Source organism: Bradyrhizobium sp. SZCCHNR1043, from assembly GCF_032489675.1.
GTDB lineage: Bacteria > Pseudomonadota > Alphaproteobacteria > Rhizobiales > Xanthobacteraceae > Bradyrhizobium.
In genome coordinates this window covers 111,485-127,783 of sequence record NZ_JAUEYN010000019.1, presented here as the reverse complement: position 1 = coordinate 127,783, position 16,299 = coordinate 111,485, and the positions used below count along the sequence as shown (strand labels likewise).

General features: G+C 64.2%; 13 protein-coding genes and 1 tRNA gene. 2 read left to right on the top strand and 12 right to left on the bottom strand.

Annotated elements, in window-relative coordinates:
- Positions 1 to 147: 147 nt before the first annotated feature.
- Both QX039_RS29940 and QX039_RS29935 read right to left on the bottom strand, forming a co-directional pair.
- Entirely contained in the window at positions 148 to 1,677 is a 1,530-nt protein-coding gene (locus tag QX039_RS29940) for a porin (protein WP_315740265.1), read from the bottom strand.
- Between the two features lie 666 nt (positions 1,678 to 2,343).
- Positions 2,344 to 3,873 carry a porin gene (locus QX039_RS29935; RefSeq protein ID WP_315740266.1) on the bottom strand — a complete coding sequence of 510 codons (1,530 nt, stop codon included), beginning with the start codon at positions 3,871 to 3,873 and terminating at the stop codon, positions 2,344 to 2,346.
- A 400-nt stretch (positions 3,874 to 4,273) separates the two neighbouring features.
- Here QX039_RS29935 and QX039_RS29930 point away from each other — a divergent pair, with 400 nt between their 5' ends.
- Entirely contained in the window at positions 4,274 to 4,795 is a 522-nt protein-coding gene (locus QX039_RS29930; RefSeq protein WP_315740267.1) for a MarR family winged helix-turn-helix transcriptional regulator, read from the top strand.
- 65 nt (positions 4,796 to 4,860) lie between these two features.
- Here the strand turns inward: QX039_RS29930 and QX039_RS29925 are convergent, their stop codons facing one another.
- Positions 4,861 to 5,937, bottom strand: coding sequence for a hypothetical protein (locus QX039_RS29925; RefSeq protein ID WP_315740268.1), 1,077 nt, complete (start codon positions 5,935 to 5,937; stop codon positions 4,861 to 4,863).
- Positions 5,938 to 6,559: 622 nt separating this feature from the next.
- Positions 6,560 to 8,089: a porin gene (locus QX039_RS29920; RefSeq protein WP_315740269.1), complete on the bottom strand. Its 1,530-nt coding sequence runs from the start codon at positions 8,087 to 8,089 to the stop codon at positions 6,560 to 6,562.
- A gap of 746 nt (positions 8,090 to 8,835) precedes the next feature.
- Here QX039_RS29920 and QX039_RS29915 point away from each other — a divergent pair.
- A tRNA-Ser gene (locus QX039_RS29915) sits at positions 8,836 to 8,929 on the top strand.
- Between the two features lie 132 nt (positions 8,930 to 9,061).
- Here the strand turns inward: QX039_RS29915 and QX039_RS29910 are convergent.
- The 8 genes from QX039_RS29910 to QX039_RS29875 form a co-directional block, all read right to left on the bottom strand.
- Positions 9,062 to 9,415 (bottom strand): hypothetical protein, encoded by a 354-nt coding sequence (locus QX039_RS29910; protein WP_315740270.1) that lies wholly within the window; start codon positions 9,413 to 9,415, stop codon positions 9,062 to 9,064.
- Positions 9,416 to 9,611: 196 nt separating this feature from the next.
- Positions 9,612 to 9,878, bottom strand: coding sequence for a hypothetical protein (locus tag QX039_RS29905; protein WP_315740271.1), 267 nt, complete (start codon positions 9,876 to 9,878; stop codon positions 9,612 to 9,614).
- A 1,398-nt stretch (positions 9,879 to 11,276) separates the two neighbouring features.
- Positions 11,277 to 12,755 (bottom strand): Asp-tRNA(Asn)/Glu-tRNA(Gln) amidotransferase subunit GatB, encoded by a 1,479-nt coding sequence (gene gatB / locus QX039_RS29900; RefSeq protein ID WP_315773134.1) that lies wholly within the window; start codon positions 12,753 to 12,755, stop codon positions 11,277 to 11,279.
- 5 nt (positions 12,756 to 12,760) lie between these two features.
- The gene (locus QX039_RS29895; RefSeq protein ID WP_315773132.1) at positions 12,761 to 13,057 is read right to left on the bottom strand and encodes a hypothetical protein; all 297 of its coding nucleotides are present in this window, start codon (positions 13,055 to 13,057) and stop codon (positions 12,761 to 12,763) included.
- Positions 13,048 to 14,523 carry an Asp-tRNA(Asn)/Glu-tRNA(Gln) amidotransferase subunit GatA gene (gene gatA / locus QX039_RS29890; protein ID WP_315773130.1) on the bottom strand — a complete coding sequence of 492 codons (1,476 nt, stop codon included), beginning with the start codon at positions 14,521 to 14,523 and terminating at the stop codon, positions 13,048 to 13,050. Before gatA ends, QX039_RS29895 begins: the two co-directional genes overlap by 10 nt.
- Positions 14,520 to 14,756, bottom strand: coding sequence for a hypothetical protein (locus QX039_RS29885; RefSeq protein ID WP_315773129.1), 237 nt, complete (start codon positions 14,754 to 14,756; stop codon positions 14,520 to 14,522). Before QX039_RS29885 ends, gatA begins: the two co-directional genes overlap by 4 nt.
- Positions 14,757 to 14,826: 70 nt before the next feature.
- The gene (gene gatC, locus QX039_RS29880) at positions 14,827 to 15,114 is read right to left on the bottom strand and encodes an Asp-tRNA(Asn)/Glu-tRNA(Gln) amidotransferase subunit GatC (protein ID WP_315773127.1); all 288 of its coding nucleotides are present in this window, start codon (positions 15,112 to 15,114) and stop codon (positions 14,827 to 14,829) included.
- Positions 15,115 to 15,222: 108 nt separating this feature from the next.
- On the bottom strand, positions 15,223 to 16,299 hold the full coding sequence (locus QX039_RS29875; protein WP_315773125.1) for a nitronate monooxygenase family protein: 1,077 nt from the start codon (positions 16,297 to 16,299) through the stop codon (positions 15,223 to 15,225).

Below are 16,299 nucleotides of genomic sequence, written 5' to 3'. Positions count from 1 at the left end.
GTAGCGAGTAGCGAGTAGCGAGTAGCGAGTAGCGAGTAGCGAGTAGCGAGTAGCGAGTAGCGAGTAGCGAGTAGCGAGTAGCGAAGCCTGGGCTCCGCTCCGTCGTCAACCGCTATTCTCTACTCCCTATTCGCCATTCGCCCGCACTTACCAGTTGCGCTGGGCACGCACCAGCAGCGAGACCGAGTCCTGGTCCTTCAACTGGTAGGTCGTGGCCGGCTTGGCAACGGCCGCGACCGCCGGTGCGTTCACCACGCCGGTGAACTTCTGGTCCAGCCTGGTCCAAGCGACGTCAGCAGAGAAGGTCAGATTCTTGACCGGCGTCCAGCGCGTGATCACACCCACCGTCGAAATGTTGAAGTCGGGGTTGCAATTCGCAGGCGTGATACCGAGAGCGACCATGCCTGCACCGTTGCAGATCAGTCCCTTCGCGGTGTTGTTGTATCTGACACCGCTCCAGGAGCCGTAGACCGCCGTATTCCAGAACGGATCCCAGTTGTGGGTGAAGGCCCCGCGGAAGCCGTAGGTGGTGGTCAACTGCTGCTGCGTATTCGCCCCGAACACCGAATCTGACACGCCCGCGAAGCCCAGGCTCTGGAAAGCGCCGGCCATGTTGCTGCCGCCATACATCGCGTAGTTGATCGGCGCGAGGCTCTGGAAATTGTAGCGGCTGGCGCCGTTGGTGTAGACGCCCTGCAGATTGATGGTGTCGCCGGCGCCGGTCGGGATGTTCTTGATCGACAGGGCGAGCTGACCCGCATAGCCCCATTTGTCGGCCGGGTGGCCGGTCGTCTCGTTGGCACCGAAGAAGGCGGCGTGATTGTCATGCGCCGCGAACGACGCCTGGAACAGACCCCAGGCCTGATCGACGCGCACCATGCCGACGATGTCGGGCGCGACGTTGCCGCCGAAATTCGACGTGCCATAGCTGCCGGTGAGCACGCCGGCGGCCGTCTGTCCCGCCGTATTCCAGATCTGCGACTGCGAATACTGCGTCGCATCCTGGGCCGAGATCGCGGCCGTAATGCCCGAGCCGAAGTCGGCGGTGTAGGTGAACTGGTTGACGCCGGTGATGGTGCCGCCGCCGCCGGTCAAACCGTCGAAATTGTTGCCGGGATAGTTGGCCCAGGGCGCGTCAAACTGCGACACGGCCTTGCCCATCGTGAATCCGGCAAACTGGATGAAGGCGTAGAAGACACCGAGCCCGCCTTGCGCGATGTTGCCATCGGCCTGGGCTCCAGGCGCGCCCGCCGTCGAATAGGCAGTCGCGCCCGTGGGCGAGCCGGTCCCCGCGTAGCTGCCCCCGGTCCACTGGAAGACACCATCGAAGAAGGTGCGCACGACGCCATATTCGGTCGCGGTGCGGGTGTCGATGTTGAGGTCGGCACGCGAACGCGTCGTGTAGTAGTTGCTGAGACGATTTCGCCCGCCGGCGACGCCGTTCACGGCATTCTGGAAGATCGTATTCGTACCGAAGCCTGCTTCGGCACGCAGAAAGCCGCCCAGCTTGATGCAGGTGTCGGTGCCCGGAATGTAGAAGAATCCCGCTCCGTACATGGAGCAGACCCTCACATACTCGACCGCTTTGGCCTTGATCGGAAGGTCGGCGGCCTGAGCCCCACCCATGGCGAGCAACGCCGCCCCTGAGCCCAGAACAAGGCTCCTCACAGTCTTCATACTAACCTCCAAATTGCTCAGTTCAGACCGGCCCGGCTCGACATCGAACGACCGCCCCCACGGTCAGCCCGTCTCCAGCTGCACCACAGTGCTCGCGCATAGCGTTGCAGTCGGAACGATCGAGAGGCGGACTTGGTGCTTTATCGGACCATTCTCGTGACCGGCCGGATCACGCATGTGGCGCGGCCGCGGCACGGCGCACGGCTGCCAAATCTCCAAGAGTAATGTGTCGGGGAAGACTTTCGCCGCCGAATGCATGTCGCGGTCGTGGCGGGAATGCAGCAGGACGGGCGCCGAGAAGGGCGGCGAGCGCGAGTCTCCCAGTTCTCCGGCCTGACCATCGCGGCACCCGCCCTCGCCTGCCCGAGGTCACGCAGGCCAAGCTTGGCTCAAACGTGCGGTCGAACCGAACGAACCCGGCGACCGCCTCTCACGGATGTTTGAGCCGGCTGGCCACGAGTCGGTCGCGAAATTCCATCCAGATTACATTGCGTCGCGTGGCCGCGCGGTGTGGTTCTCGGGCGGGTCTGCAGCATGTTTGTCAGCGACGGAGCGGAGCGGCGAGGAATGCGGGTCTCGGCGCTGGAGCACGAGCTGGCCAGGCAAAGAAAAACCCCCGGCAGTTGCCTGCCGGGGGCTGGTCAAACCGTCATGAGACGGTCTGGATCACCAGTTGCGCTGAGCGCGGAGCAGCAGCACAGCCGACTGCTGATCCTTGATCTCGTACACAGCGGCCGGCTTCGCGACGGCAGCAACCGCCGGCGAGGTCACCGAACCAGAGTGCTTCTGGTCGAGCCAGGAGTAGGCGAAGTCGGCCGAGAAGGTCAGGTTCTTGACCGGGGTCCAGCGCGTGATCAGGCCGATGGTGGCCAGATCGAAGTCCGGATTACAGGTCGAACCCGCGTTGAAGGCCGCGACAACGCCGGGGCTGGTGCAGATCAGGCCCTTGGCAGTGCCGTTGTAACGGACGGCAGCCCAAGACCCGTAGATCGCAGTGTTCCAGGCCGGGTTCCAGTTGTGCGTATAAGCACCACGGATACCGTAGGTCGTGGTCAGCTGCTGCTCACCGCCGGTCGTGAAGACCGAGTCGCCCACGCCCGCAAAGCCGATGCTCTGATAGGCGCCAGCCAGACCCGTGCTGCCGTACATCGAGTAGTTGTTCGGCATCAGGCTCTGGATGTTGTAGCGGCTCGCACCATTGGTGTAGACGCCCTGCACGTTGATCGTGTCACCAGGTCCGGTCGGGATGTTCTTGATCGACAGGGCCAGCTGAGCCGCCCAACCCCACTTGTCGGCCGGGTGGCCGGAGGTCTCGGACGCGCCGTAGTAAGCGACATGGTTGTCATGCGCCGCGAACGACGCCTGGAACAGACCCCAGGCCTGGTCGACGCGGACCATACCGACGAAGTCCGGAGCAACGTTGCCGCCGTAGGCGCTGGTGCCGTAAGCACCACCGATCACGCCAGCCGCCGTCGAACCAGCCACGTTCCAGAGGTTGTTCTGGTAGTAGGCAGTCGCATCCTGGGCCGAAACCGTGGCCGTGATGCCGGAGCCGAAGTCAGCGGTGTAGCTCAGCTGATTGACGCCGGTGACCGTGCCGCCGCCGCCAGCGAGACCGTCGAAGTTGTTGCCCGGATAGTTGGTCCAGGGCGTGTCGAACTGCGACACGGCCTTACCCATCGTGAAGCCGGCGAACTGGATGAAGGCATAGTACACGCCGAGCGAGCCCTGCGCGATGTTGCCGTCGGCCTGAGCGCCAGGCGCACCCGCCGTCGAGTAGGCGGTCGCACCGGTGGCCGAACCCGTGCCGGCATAGCCGCCCGAGGTCCAGCTGAAGGTCAGGTCGGCGAAGGTGCGGACCACGCCGTATTCGGTCGCCGTGCGGGTGTCGATGTTCAGATCTTCACGAGCACGAGAGGTGTAGTAGTTGCTGAGGCGGTTGTGTGCGCCGCCCTGGCCGCTGAACGTTCCGTTGAAGATGCTGTTGCTGCCGGCGACCACTTCGGCGCGCAGGTAGCCACCCAGCTTGATACAGGTGTCGGTGCCGGGGATGTAGTAGAAGCCCGCACCATACAGGGAGCAAACCTTCACATACTCGACCGCTTTGGCCTTGATCGGAAGGTCGGCCGCCTGAGCCGCGGACATGGCGAGCAGAGCTGCCGCCGAGCCGAGGACAAGGCTCTTAACCGTCTTCATTTAAACCTCCAAGTTGCTCTTTTGAGAAAGAACCGGACCAAGATCCCCCAGGACGATCCGCTTCCTCCGCTCCCGAAAAACCGCTTCAGCCGCTTCGCGCCATCGGACACACCCGCATCACGCGAGGGACTTAAGCGAACCACCTGTCACGGGACGATCGAGTAACCCCCCACCGTCGCCAGGAACTATGCCTTCGCTCATTCGGTAAGCAAAATAGTTTATGCAGTCAGGTAATTGAATGAAGCCGAAATGTGTCTTAAGGGCAACACAATGGCAGCTTGTTGTGCAGCGCACGGGGGACGACGGATGTCCTCCTAGATAAGTGATTTTGTTGCGGATTTTTTTTCTTTAGGGTCAAGCTTCGTACCGGAACTCCTGAGCAATGGCGCCCTTGAAGAACATGTCTGCCGCACCTGTGGAAGCGGACGCGCAACCGAAGACTGCCGAACATCTGCCGAAGAATCGCGACGCCATTCTTCGCTTCGCCAGGGAGATCTCCACGATCAACGTCCATCTGGAGGAGCTGAGGTACTTCTGGGCCAAGAGAATCGGCATCAGTGGCCCGCAATGGATGATCCTGATGGCGATCTCCGAACTGGATCAAGGCGAGGGAGTTGCCGTGAATGCGGCGGCCAAGCGGCTGCACGTCGACCCCTCCTTCGTCACGACGCAGTCGAAGCTGCTCGAGAAGAAGGGCTTCATGGAACGCAAGCCCGCCCCCAACGATGCGCGCGTGGTCCGGATGTCGCTCACCGCCAAGACATCGGAGCAGTTCGCCGAGCTGGAAGCTCAGCAAGCGCAGATCTTCGGCTTCATCTTCGAGGAATTCGACGCTCGTGAGCTCGCGACCTTCACGGACAAGCTGGCTGGCCTCAAGGACCGTTTCGAAAAGGCCAGCGCGCGACTCACGATGGGGCTCTGAGGCCCCCCGAGGCGGTCACGGCCCAACCGCCTCTTACAGGCAGCGAGCGCAGACATGCGGTCGCGTCAGCCTGGAGGCCGCGGAGACCCCGCCAGACGCTTGGCGATCCAGTCGAAGACGAAGGCATCGGCTTCGAGCCAATCGGCGCCCGCGCTGGAGACGATCTTCAGGGTGATGTCCGGGTGCTCGCGCTTGATCTGCGCGATCAGCCGGGTTGCGATGTCGGCTCGAAGCCAGCCACGCTCCGGCACCGTCACCAGCAGCGGACACATGATCTGCCGCGCCGCCAGCCCATCGGCCGCGATCGACAGCCTGCCCCGCTCGCCCGCACCGGGTCGGCGCGACAGGAAGACGCGCTCGTGAATGTCCCACAAGCCGGCGTCGCAGACCGCCGCAGCATACCGCGGATCGAGTGCGATGCCGCGCGCGACAAAGGACGAGCTCCAGTCGTCGGCCAGGATCGCGATCCGGCCTTCGTCCACGTCATCACGGGACGTCACGTAGTCCGTCACGCTCGCGATGGCTGATTCGAGATCGCGACCGCCGACGATCTCCTCGAAGCGGCAGTCCGGTCCGCTGCCCAGCAGATCGACCACCAGCAACGCCAAGCCGCGCTGCTCCGCATGGGCTGCAAGCTTGAACAGGGACGTTTCCTTGCGACGGCCGGGCTCACCGATGCAGATGACGGTGGGCGCCCTGCCTGCCTCGCAGCGCGCCGGCAGGAAATAGGCTTCGAGCGAATAGTCCGCGCGCCAGGGAATCGTGACGACCTCTCCTGGCGGATCGGCGCAGCGCAGGAATTCGCGCGCACATTCGCGCATGCGGGACAGCACGACGGCCTGGCGGGAGCGTGAGCTGCTGAACGGACAGGCCGCAGCCTCATAACAATCGACCGCGCGCGACCATTTGCGAAACGCCAGCTCGGGACGGCCGCTGCTCACAGCGTCGGCGGCGGCAGCCTTCATTGCATCCGCGCAATGCATCCACTCGCGATACCAGGACTCGTCGTCGCTGGCGTCGATCCGCTGCGCAACCGCCAGACATTCCGCAAGCTCGGCCCGGCCCTCCGGCCGCGCCTCCAGCAACCGCGTGATGGCGCCCGCCAGATCGTCTTGCTCGGACCACGGACGCAGCACTCCCACAGAGCCTTCCGAACTCATCTTGGACTGATTCCTCGCTGGCGTGACGGTGTGGCCCCGTCATCTGGCGGTCATCGTGACCACCCGGGATTTCCCGGTCAAGCCGATGCGCAAGGAATTTTGCTCCGACCTTTGGTCTACGATGGATGCTTTGCGCTGACGCGCAGCGGTTGCACCGGTACGTTGCAACCGAAAGCCAACCTCAGGAACCGGGCGACGAGGAGATCCTGAAATGAAGAAACCTCCGGCGGGGCATCGCCAGAGGTTTCGTGGAGTCTAACATCATAGGATCGTCGAACTTGGATCGGCAGTGTCCTCTTGAGGAGGGATCGCTATCAGCGCGTGACAAAATTAGCTTATCAACTCATCTGTTTTCAACACCAATTTAAAAAAATACCGACAGACTGTCAAGTTACTGAAAAGAAACTGATTTTCGATCAACGAGGCGTTCGGAATCCTCCTCATTGCCTCAGCCGCCGATTTTGATTTGTCTCAGTTGCCGATCTTGCATCGATCTTCGAGCGAGCCTGACTCGGGTGCTGGGCCGGAATGCGCTGCCACAAACAGCAAAAACCCCCGGCAGTTTCCTGCCGGGGGCTCTTGAATCCCGATCAGACGATCAGGATCAGAAGTTGCGCTGAGCGCGGAGCAGCAAGGACACCGAGTTCTGGTCCTTGAGCTGGTAGGTCGCCGCCGGCTTGGAAACCGTGGCCGAACCCGGGTACGCGATGTTGCCCGAGTACTTCTGGTCCAGGTTGGTCCAGGCCACGTCGGCCGAGAAGGTCAGGTTCTTGACCGGGGTCCAGCGGGTGATCAAGCCGAGCGAGGAGATGTTGAAGTCGGGGTTGCAGGTGAAGCCTGCGCCCGCGATCGCACCCATCGCCGCGCTGCCGCAGATCAGGCCCTTGGCAGTGTTGTTGTAGCTCACGGCAGCCCACGAACCGTAGATCGCCGAGTTCCAGGTCGGGCTCCAGTTGTGGGTGTAAGCACCACGGAAGCCGTAGGTCGTGGTCAGCTGCTGCTCACCGCCGGTCACGAAGACCGAGTCGCTGACGCCAGCGAAGCCGAGCGTGCCGTAGACACCAGCCGTGCTGCTGCCGCCGTACATCGCGTAGGTGGTCGGCACCAGGCTCTGAGCGTTGTAACGGCTCGCACCGTTGGTGTAGACGCCCTGGATGTTGATGGTGTCGCCGGGGCCGGTCGGGATGTTCTTGATCGACAAGGCCAGCTGAGCCGCCCAGCCCCACTTGTCAGCCGGGTGACCGGTGAGCTCGGTGGCGCCGTAGTAGCCGGTGTGGTTGTCATGCGCCGCGAACGACGCCTGGAACAGACCCCAGGCCTGGTCGACGCGGACCATGCCGACGATGTCCGGAGCAACGTTGCCGCCGAACGAGTTGGTGCCGTAGGAGCCGCCGACGATGCTGGCGGCAGTGATGCCCGACACGTTCCACAGGTTAGTGGTGTAGTACTGGGTCGCGTCCTGCGCCGAGATCGCCGCCGTGATGCCCGAGCCGAAGTCGGCGGTGTAGCTGAACTGGTTGACACCGGTCACGGTGCCGCCGCCGCCCCACAGGCCGTCGAAGTTGTTGCCCGGGTAGTTGGTCCAGGGCGCGTCGAACTGCGACACGGCCTTACCCATGGTGAAGCCAGCGAACTGGATGAAGGCGTAGTACACGCCCAGGCCACCCTGCGCGATGTTGCCGTCGGCCTGTGCGCCAGGAGCGCCGGCCGTCGAGTAGGCGGTTGCGCCGGTCGCCGAACCCGAGCCGGCGTAGGTGCCGCTGGTCCAGGTGAACGTCAGATCGGCATAGGTACGAACCACGCCGTACTCGGTCGCGGTGCGCGTGTCGATGTTGAGGTCCTGACGAGCGCGGCTGTAGTAGTAGTTGCTGTGGCGGTTGTTGCCACCGGAGACGCCGTTCACAGCGTTGTTGTACTGGCCGTTGCTGGCGAACGAGGTCTCGGCGCGGACGTAGCCGCCGAGCTTGATGCAGGTGTCGGTGCCGGGGATGTAGTAGAAGCCAGCGCCGTAAAGCGAGCAGACCTTCACATACTCGACCGCCTTGGCCTTGATCGGAAGGTCAGCTGCCTGAGCCCCGGACATGGCGACGAGAGCGGCCGCCGAGCCCAGGACAAGGCTCTTGATCGTGTTCATAATGTTAAACCTCCAAGTTGCTCAGTCAGGGAAGGTTCCGCCTCCGCTGGGTGAGAGACACCCTTGGGGTTGGTACCGTTATCCCTCTTCGACCCGTCGCTCAGCCGCTTCGCGCTATGGGACACACCCGCATGAACGCGAGGGACTTGAGCGAACGACCTAAACGGGACGACGTCGGGATGCCCCCCTTCGTCGTGCGAGCAGAATTACCGAAGGCCTTTGCACACGCAACAAAGGAACCATCATTGCGGCGCCCAGGCGGCGCCTTTTCGGACTGGTGTTGCACAAAAGGCACGCGACCGTGGTTCTGCGGGAACACCTAACTTGCTGTTTATGTTATCGTTTTGTCACAACGCAATTTTGGGTGTTCAGGGCCGCGAGCACTCGCCCGCCAGGAACCCGCCCCAAGTCAGGCACCGGGGCCACGAATCCAGCCAACGCGCTGAACGAGAATCGGACCGGAGGACGATGCCCTCTGCGCCCCTGCCACCGGCCCGTCGTTCCAGGCGACCCTCTATATTGGTGACGCTCTATATCAGGGACCATCGAGAGGGCCTGCGCCGCCCGTCGACTTCCATGCCGTGCCGCGTCCGATCAAACGGCAGGCTCAGCTCGGATCGATCGCCAACGGTGGAGATCACCGTCCGGGGCCGATCCGGCGAAGACGCAGCCCTGTGAGGATTTCGAAACCGCATGCAATCTGCCGCTTGCGGCTCAGCGCGGCGTCGGGCATACCGACCCTCGCTGGAGACGTGGCCGAGTGGCTGAAGGCGGCGGTTTGCTAAACCGTTATAGGGTTGTAAAGCCCTATCGAGGGTTCGAATCCCTCCGTCTCCGCCAGCCGCCCGTCGGCGCGGCCAGCAGCCCCCTACCCCTGATCATCCGCATCAAAGCCGAGCCGTTCACGCACCTGCCGGATCGCAACGGACCGTGGCCGCCGTGATCACGGTTGCCGCGCGATCACGCGCGGGCTCAATCGAACAGGCCACGGCTGATATTGATCACGAAGGCGGCGGGCACGCCGATGACGGTGCCGACGAAGCCATAGCCCAGCGCAGCCCACCATGACGCCGCGCCTCCTGCTCCCATCACGGCACCGTAGATGGCGCCGAGGCCCGCACAGAGCACGGTCACCACGACGAGGCAGCGGTCATTGTGGGCCTCGACCCGCAGACGCTTCAACTCCCGCCGGCTCTGCACCGCGGGCCCGGCCGGCTCGGTCGATCCGCAATGCGGGCACGCCACTGCGCTGAAGGAGACGCCGCTGCCGCAGTCATGGCAGTCGATCAGCTCTTGCCGCCGCGCCTGTCGCCGTGCCTGGCCCATGCCGTCAATCCCGCTTGCCTGCGTCACATCGGACGACAGATAGGAGATTCATAGGCGCGCGGCGAGGCCCGCTTCCCACGAGAATGAACGATCGAGCGCGGGTCACCCCAGCGCTCCCGGTTCGCGGCCGGCGAACTGGCTCGTGCGGCATGGTTCGCACCGAAAGCGAGATCCGCCAAGTCGCGGCCTAGCTCGCTCAGTGCGCAGTCATCCAGGCGCGCGCCTCGCGCTGCGCGGTCGCGATCTCGGCATCCGACATCTGCTCGGCGACCTCGCGGCGCATTGCCACGGCGTCGACGCGCCCCCTGAGGGCGGCGAGATTGAACCATTTGTGCGCGGCGATCAGATCGACCGCACCGTCGCGACCGCTCGCATAGAGCATGCCGAGCTCGAACAGGACATCGCCGCTGGCGCCCTGCTCCGCGGTGGTCACATCATCAAAATTGAGTTGTCCCTGAAACATCGTCGCTCTCCTTCGCCCGAGGAGGCGGCCGGTCACCCGAGCACGCCCCCGTCCAACTGTTCAACGCCTGGTTATCCCCATGCCGTCTCGCGGCTTATGCGCGAAGGATGACCGATCAAGTTTGAAAGGCAGTTTAAACATCGTGCTGAACGAGCCCTGAACGCGGAACCCCGCATTTTCCCGGGACGGCTTCAATGCATTGATTCGAAATGGATTCTTCAACTCGGCAAAGAGCGGTTTACCGTTCTGTTTGGCAAACCCCTAACCATCCGCGAAAGCGCTTCACCGCGCCGGGGCGGAGCGCACCACGCAGGCGGTCAACAGCCGCACTGGGACCGGACACGTCTTGACACAGGGTGCGGGAGATTGCGTAGCGCACTGCAGCACGAGTACGCGCGCACCGAGTTGCTAATAAGGTCGTTCGTCTATGGGAGACTGGGAGGCACGCAGTCGCCGGAGGCGCGGTGCTCAGGGATCGAGGGCGTCGGCGAACACGTCAGGATCAGATCCCACTCTGGCTGATAGCCGCTCGTGAGATTGCAGACCGGAAACGCGATCTGCACCGAACGAAGAAATCCTGTTTCTTCTGCCGGACCGCACCGCGAGCGAAGCCGCTCTCGAGTTCGATCCGACCGTTGACCTGATGTCTCGCCGACACCCTCTATCGTCTGTTGGAGCTTCAGGAGATCTGCCCGGCTCGCGAGGAGCTATGCCGACCTGCGTTCCAACGACGTGCCGGCATCAGCTGCCGGACTCATCTCGCAAGGACTGCGAGAGTTACTTCTTCTTGGCGACCTTCTTGGTCTTCTTGGCAGTCTTCTTCGCCGCGGTCTTCGCGACCTTCTTCACTGCCTTCTTCGCCTTCTTCGCTTTCTTGGCCATGTTGCCCTCCGATGTGAGATGGCTTAGTCGATGCGTGCACTCGGGAATCGAGCTGCACTCCTCATCGATACACCAACGAGTGAAAAAAAACAGCTTCCGGCTTAAGGAAGTGTTGACAGGCGCGCGCGCACGCGGCTGACGCAACGCGCGAAGCAGTGCGAGGTTCGACATCGCAAACGCGCACGCGGCTGCGCGCGACGCCAAGCGCGCTACTGATAGACATTGCAGGAAAAGCCTACGCTGCAAGCATTTTCTGAACTGCTACATGACAGCGCGAAAGCGGCGGCGTGCACATCGCAAGGCGCGGACTCGCACGATGAAGGCGGCGCGCGGACTCTGAGTCGTAAATTTTGGCAACGAAAAAATTTTCATTGCACACGCCCTCGTGTGCGTTCGAACGCTCGGCAATGGTGGCTTTTTTGCGAATCGCGCGCAGCGATTCGCGAAGTCGTCGGGTCAAACAAAACGGCGCGCACCGTGTGCGCGCCGCTGGAACGAAGACGAGCGATCGCCGTTTCAGATGCCGAGCTTGCTCTTCAGGATGTCGTTGACCGCCTGCGGATTGGCCTTGCCGCCCGACGACTTCATCACCTGACCGACGAACCAGCCGGCCAGCTGCGGCTTCGCTTTCGCCTGCGCCACCTTGTCCGGATTGGCGGCGATGATCTCGTCGACCACCTTCTCGATCGCGCCGAGGTCGGTCACCTGCTTCATGCCGCGGCTCTCGACCAGCTCGCGCGGATCGCCGCCCTCGCTCCAGACGATCTCGAACAGGTCCTTGGCGATCTTGCCGGAGATCGTGCCGTCGCCGATCAGCGCGACGATGGCGGCGAGCTGGCTTGCCGACACCGGCGAGGACGCGATGTCGCGGCCTTCCTTGTTGAGCCGGCCGAACAGCTCGTTGATCACCCAGTTGGCGGCGAGCTTGCCGTCGCGCGCCCGGTCGGACAGCGCCTCCAGCACGCTCTCATAGAACGCCGCGCTCTCGCGCTCGGCCACCAGCACCGAGGCGTCATAGGGCGAGAGGCCGACATCGGCGATGAAGCGCGCCTTCTTCTGATCCGGCAGCTCCGGCAGTGCCGCCTTCAGCTCGTCGACGAAGGCCTGGCTGAACTCCAGCGGCAACAGGTCCGGATCCGGGAAGTAACGGTAGTCGTGCGCCTCCTCCTTGGACCGCATCGAGCGCGTCTCGCCCTTGTCGGGATCGAACCTCCGGGTTTCCTGCTCGATCGCGCCGCCGTCCTCGATGATCTCGATCTGGCGCCGCGCCTCGGCCTCGACCGCCTGGCCGATGAAATTGATCGAGTTGATGTTCTTGATCTCGCAGCGGGTGCCGAGCGGGCCGCCCGGCTTGCGCACGGAGACGTTGACGTCGGCGCGCAGGCTTCCCTTCTCCATGTCGCCGTCGCAGGTGCCGAGATAGCGCAGGATCGAGCGCAGCTTGCTCACATAGGCCTTGGCCTGCTCGGCATCGCGGATGTCCGGCTTGGAGACGATCTCCATCAGCGCCACGCCACAGCGGTTGAAGTCGATATAGGACAGCGACGGCGACTGGTCGTGCAGCATCTTCCCGGGATCCTGCTCGAGGTGCAGGCGCTCGATGCCGATCGTGGCGGTCTTGCCGCCGTCGAGCTCGACCGCGACCTCGCCCTCGCCCACAATCGGGTCCTTGTACTGGCTGATCTGATAGCCCTGCGGCAGGTCGGGGTAGAAATAGTTCTTGCGGTCGAACACCGAGCGCAGGTTGATCTTGGCATTGAGCCCGAGCCCGGTGCGCACGGCCTGCCGCACGCACTCCTCGTTGATGACCGGCAGCATGCCCGGCATCGCCACGTCGACCAGCGAGACGTGGCTGTTGGGATCGCCGCCGAACGCGGTCGAGGCGCCCGAGAACAGCTTCGACTTCGAGGTGACCTGGGCATGGATCTCCATGCCGATCACGACCTCCCAGTCGCCGGTGGCGCCCTTCATCAGCTTGCCGCTGGTTGCCGTCATGGCCCTCAACTCCCCATCAGCGCGGAGACGATCCGCTCAAATTCGATATCCAATGCATCCTTGGCGACGGGCTGCCCGGCCTGCCGATACCAGTAGGCGGCATTGCCGAGATCGCCTTCGACGCGATGCAGATGCGCGTGCACCCAGGCCGCGTCGCGGCCGGTCTCGTCCTGAATGATCTTGTGCGAGCGGTCCCAGTCGCCCTTCGCCAGCCACCACAGGCCGGTCAGCACGGGCGACAGTCCGGTCGCGGGCGCGTCGCCCGCGAGGCTCGTCTTGAAATCGGCGACGCTTACCACCACCGGACCGGCGTGAAGCGTCCCGCCGCCTGCTCGATGACCTCGCCGAGCGAGAACAGCGTCTCCTCGTCGAACGGACGGCCGATCAGCTGCAGCCCGAGCGGCAGCCCCTGACTGTCCTTGCCGGCGGGCACGGCGATGCCTGGCAGTCCCGCCATGTTCACGGTCACCGTGAAGATGTCGTTAAGATACATCTCGATCGGGTCGGCGCCGCCCTTCTCGCCGATGCCGAAGGCGGCCGACGGCGTCGCAGGGGTCAGGATGGCGTTGACGCCCTTGGCGAAGCAGTCCTCGAAATCCTTCTTGATGAGGGTGCGGACCTTCTGCGCGCGCAGATAATAGGCGTCGTAATAGCCGGCCGACAGCACATAGGTTCCGATCATGACGCGGCGGCGGACCTCGGCGCCAAACCCTTCGGCCCTGGTGTTCTCGTACATCTCGCCGATGGACTTCCCCGGCACGCGCAGGCCATAGCGGACGCCGTCGTAGCGGGCGAGGTTCGAGGACGCCTCGGCCGGCGCCACGATGTAATAGGCCGGCAGCGCGTATTTGGTGTGCGGCAGCGACACCTCGACCAGCTCGGCACCGGCCGCCTTCAGCCACGCCGCGCCCTCGCTCCAGAGCTTCTCGATCTCGGCCGGCATGCCGTCCAGCCGGTACTCCTTGGGAATGCCGATCTTCATGCCCTTCACCGACCTGCCGATCGCCGCCTCGTAGTCCGGCACGGGGATGTCGACCGAGGTCGTATCCTTCGGATCGTGGCCGGCCATCGAGCGCAGCAGGATCGCCGCATCCCGGGTCGTGCGCGCGATCGGCCCGGCCTGGTCGAGCGACGAGGCAAAGGCGACGATGCCCCAGCGCGAGCAGCGGCCATAGGTCGGCTTGATGCCGACGGTGGCGGTGAACGCCGCCGGCTGGCGGATCGAGCCGCCGGTGTCGGTTGCGGTCGCGCCCATGCAGAGCAGCGCGGCCACCGCCGAAGCCGAGCCGCCGGACGAGCCGCCCGGCACCAAGGTGGTGTTGGAGCCCTCGCGGCGCCACGGGTTGCCGACCGGGCCGAAGCACGAGGTCTCGTTCGACGAGCCCATGGCGAACTCGTCATTGTTGAGCTTGCCGAGCATGACCGCACCGTCGCGCCAGAGCTGCGAGGTCACGGTCGACTCGTAAGGCGGCACGAAATTGCCGAGGATCTTCGAGCACGCCGTGGTGCGGACGTCCTTGGTGGCGAACAGATCCTTGATCCCCAGCGGAATGCCGGCCAGCGGCCCGCCTTCGCCCTTATTGATCCTGGCGTCGGCATCGCGCGCCATCGCGCGCGCCTGATCCGGCGTCTCCATCACGAAGGCGTTGAGGGCGCGCGCGTCCTCGATGGCCTTGAGATGAGCGTCGGTCAGCTCGAGCGACGTGAAGGTCTTGCTCGCGAGCCCCTTGCGGGCCTCGGCGAGCGTCAGCGAAGTCAAATCGGTCATTTGTTGATCGGGCTGCAGAAGAACGGAGAAAGCGTCTTGTCGTCGGCCGGGTCGTCCGCGAAGAACTTGTTCTTCTTGGGCTCGGCTTTCTTGATATTGGCGGCCGCTTCGAGCTGGTCGAGAATCTCGTTCACGGCCTTGTCCGGATCAGCGGCCTTGCCCTGCCGCTCCATCGCGTCGAGATAGTCCATATAGGCCTTGTAGGCCGCTTCATCGTCGCAGAGCAGGCACATGGCGTTGGCTCGCTTGTCGGTTACGGCTCGGGTCGATCGCGCCGGAGCAGCGACCAATCCAACCCCTTGGCTATTCCACGACCTTCGGCACGAGGAAGAAGTGGTTCTCGGTCGCCGGCGCGTTCTTGACGATGTCGTCGGCGATCTCGCCGTCATTGACGACGTCCTGACGCTTCTTCATCGCCATCGGCGTCACCGAGGTCATCGGCTCGACGCCCTCGACATTGACCTCCGACAGCTGCTCGACGAAATCCAGCATCGCATTGAGTTCGCCCTGCAGATGCGGGACCTCGGCGTCAGTGACAGCGATCCGCGCCAATTGCGCGATCCGGCGGACGGTGGCGGCATCGACCGACATTATATAGGGCCTCACGGGACAAGGTGAACCCGCCCTATAGCAGAGCCCGCTTTCGCGCCGCAACCGGCAGCCGTTGGACTTTCCTGGGGCAACATCCCGCCCGAGGTGTCAGCCCGCCATGCTCCGCAGCCGCGCCAGAGCCTGTTCGGCCAGGCTCCGCGTCAGCTCGGCGGCCGGCACCTCGCGCCCCAACGGCAGCGCCTGGCCGGCCCAGAGATTGGTGAAATCCACCCTGCCCTGCTTCTCTGCCGCGGCCTTGAGCGGACCGAGCGCGGTCGCGGCATGCGGAAACGCCGGCGCATCCGGCGAGATCGGCCCGACCTCGCGCATCACCCGGTTGGCGACGCCGCGGGCGAGCCGACCGGTCATCACGTTGGTGATGACGGTCGATTCGTCGCTGGCGGCGGCCAGCACCGCGCGCGCCGCCACGCTGACCTTGGATTCGGGACTGCGCAGAAAAGCGCTGCCGATCTGCACGCCGGAGGCGCCGAGTGCGAACGCAGCGGCAATGCCGCGCGCATCGGCGATGCCGCCGGCCGCGATCACCGGCAACTTCACGGCGTCCACGATCTGCGGCACGAGAGCAAACGTGCCGACCTGCTCGGCGAGCTTGTCTGTCAAGAACATGCCGCGATGGCCGCCCGCCTCGGCACCTTGCGCAATGATGATGTCGGCGCCGTTCCGCTCCAGCCAGACCGCCTCGCGCACGACGGTCGCCGACGCCAGCACGACCGCGCCGGTCGCCTTCACGCGCGCGAGCAGCCCGGGCTCAGGCAGGCCGAAATGGAAGCTGACGATCTCCGGCTTCAGCTCCTCGACGGCAAGGCACATCGCTTCATCGAACGGCGCGCGATTGGCCGCCTGGACCTCCGCATCGGGATCGATGCCGTACTCGCGGTAGTAGGAGGCCAGCCGCCGCCTCCAGCCGGCCTCGCTGATCGCATCGGCCTCGACCGCGGTGTGGCAGAAGAAATTCACATTGATCGGCGCGGCAATGCGCTGGCGGAAGATGTTGACCTGCTCGCGCATCTTGTCGGCAGAGATCATCGCACACGCCAGCGACCCCAACCCGCCGCCTTCGGCCACAGCGATCGCAAGCTCGGCGTCGGCCACGCCCGCCATCGGGGCGAGCACGATCGGATGGTCGGTCTTGACGAGATCAGCGAAACGGCGATCGGGCCACAT

What these genes read in the sequence shown, in the direction of transcription:
- QX039_RS29885 (WP_315773129.1), bottom strand. Translation starts at nt 14,756, where the DNA reads ATGTGCCTGCTCTGCGACGATGAAGCGGCCTACAAGGCCTATATGGAC.
- QX039_RS29940 (WP_315740265.1), bottom strand. Translation starts at nt 1,677, where the DNA reads ATGAAGACTGTGAGGAGCCTTGTTCTGGGCTCAGGGGCGGCGTTGCTC.
- QX039_RS29935 (WP_315740266.1), bottom strand. Translation starts at nt 3,873, where the DNA reads ATGAAGACGGTTAAGAGCCTTGTCCTCGGCTCGGCGGCAGCTCTGCTC.
- QX039_RS29905 (WP_315740271.1), bottom strand. Translation starts at nt 9,878, where the DNA reads ATGTTTCAGGGACAACTCAATTTTGATGATGTGACCACCGCGGAGCAG.
- gatC (WP_315773127.1), bottom strand. Translation starts at nt 15,114, where the DNA reads ATGTCGGTCGATGCCGCCACCGTCCGCCGGATCGCGCAATTGGCGCGG.
- QX039_RS29875 (WP_315773125.1), bottom strand. Translation starts at nt 16,299, where the DNA reads ATGTGGCCCGATCGCCGTTTCGCTGATCTCGTCAAGACCGACCATCCG.
- QX039_RS29910 (WP_315740270.1), bottom strand. Translation starts at nt 9,415, where the DNA reads ATGGGCCAGGCACGGCGACAGGCGCGGCGGCAAGAGCTGATCGACTGC.
- gatA (WP_315773130.1), bottom strand. Translation starts at nt 14,523, where the DNA reads ATGACCGATTTGACTTCGCTGACGCTCGCCGAGGCCCGCAAGGGGCTC.
- QX039_RS29920 (WP_315740269.1), bottom strand. Translation starts at nt 8,089, where the DNA reads ATGAACACGATCAAGAGCCTTGTCCTGGGCTCGGCGGCCGCTCTCGTC.
- gatB (WP_315773134.1), bottom strand. Translation starts at nt 12,755, where the DNA reads ATGACGGCAACCAGCGGCAAGCTGATGAAGGGCGCCACCGGCGACTGG.
- QX039_RS29930 (WP_315740267.1), top strand. Translation starts at nt 4,274, where the DNA reads ATGTCTGCCGCACCTGTGGAAGCGGACGCGCAACCGAAGACTGCCGAA.